Origin of the sequence: Bartonella sp. AA1HLJMS, from assembly GCF_042197445.1 — a bacterium.
Classification (GTDB): Bacteria; Pseudomonadota; Alphaproteobacteria; order Rhizobiales; family Rhizobiaceae; genus Bartonella.
Map to the genome: position 1 here is coordinate 1 of NZ_JBHIRW010000200.1, position 1162 is coordinate 1162.

Sequence of the window (1162 nt, forward strand, 5' to 3'; positions counted from 1 at the left end):
TGGAGCCTGCTGTGTATTTTCTGATGTCATAAAATACGCCCTCCAGATAATAAAAAACCCCGCATTTGCGGGGATTCCAAACTGCACTGTCCCTCGTTTAGACACAATACGACCAAGTACAGTGCTGTCATTAAATACGATTTGCTACACTTTGTCAACATAAAAATAACACATATTGATAATTTCAAAGGGAATCTGTATGAAGCGAAGATGCTACAATGAAAAACAAGATAAAATCTAATGTTATTATCGTATTTAAAGAAAATTGCCTTATTCGGAATAATAAGTATCTTATTCACTAGCCATATAAGTAGTCAATCATTAGCAGAAGATAGGTATTTAAAACTATGCCCAGATGGCCAAATTCCTGTTTTGCGTGATGTACGAAATCCATCTTCTTTTATTGCTTGTGTTGATTCAAAAGAAATACCTCCTACTGAAGGACTTCCTAGAGATAAATTTAAACTAATTGCTACTAATGAGGAAAAGTATAATGAAATATTGAAGCGTCGTTTAAAAAAAAGGCAGACAATAGAATGGTTCGTAATAGGCTTTATAATAATCACCATAATGTCTCTTCCGATTAACATACTCTGGAGATTTAGGTTAAAGATTCCTGCGTTTTTATTTACAATAATGACCGTCTTAGCTGTTATTGCCATTCCCTTCATATTCTATTGATAGTTATTTTTGCAAAAGTGCTTCTGAAGCACATTAAGAGCAACGCGTAATGAATTCACAAGGTGTGGTAGCATTTGATCTTCTATAACGAGGGACTGTAACGCAGCATGAAGATTATACTGTCTATAGAGGCATTGGGCTTCTTTTAGTGCCTCTTGCATGTTTATAAACTGCTCTGTTGCAAATGCTACCCACTTGTCTCTTGCTTTATCATCAGAAGATGATGGCATTTCGTCATAAATTGCATTAGGCAAGCCTTTTGCACAAAGGTAATTATTTCTTATCTGTAGGTACTGTTGCGCGGCATCATATTGCTCTTGAGTAATCACGCCTTGTAAACAAAGACGCCCGATATAAGACCCAGAAAGTGGATTTTTTGCCTCCTGTAGCGTTAAACCGAAGCGCTTTGCACGCATTTCTATTGCCAATTTATCAACGGCTTCACGCGGTGCTTTTGCACGTGATATACGTCCGTTTGGTT

At 36.8% G+C, this 1162-nt stretch carries 2 protein-coding genes; both read right to left on the reverse strand.

Annotated features, from left to right (window positions below):
• Positions 1 to 314: 314 nt before the first annotated feature.
• Entirely contained in the window at positions 315 to 569 is a 255-nt protein-coding gene (locus ACFIQE_RS10590) for a hypothetical protein (protein ID WP_375707723.1), read from the reverse strand.
• Between the two features lie 105 nt (positions 570 to 674).
• A partial coding sequence (locus ACFIQE_RS10595) for a hypothetical protein (RefSeq protein ID WP_375707724.1) occupies positions 675 to 1162 on the reverse strand: 488 nt, incomplete at its 5' end.

Excerpts from the sequence above, each read along its gene's own strand:
- ACFIQE_RS10590 (WP_375707723.1), bottom strand. The coding sequence starts at position 569 with ATGGTGATTATTATAAAGCCTATTACGAACCATTCTATTGTCTGCCTT.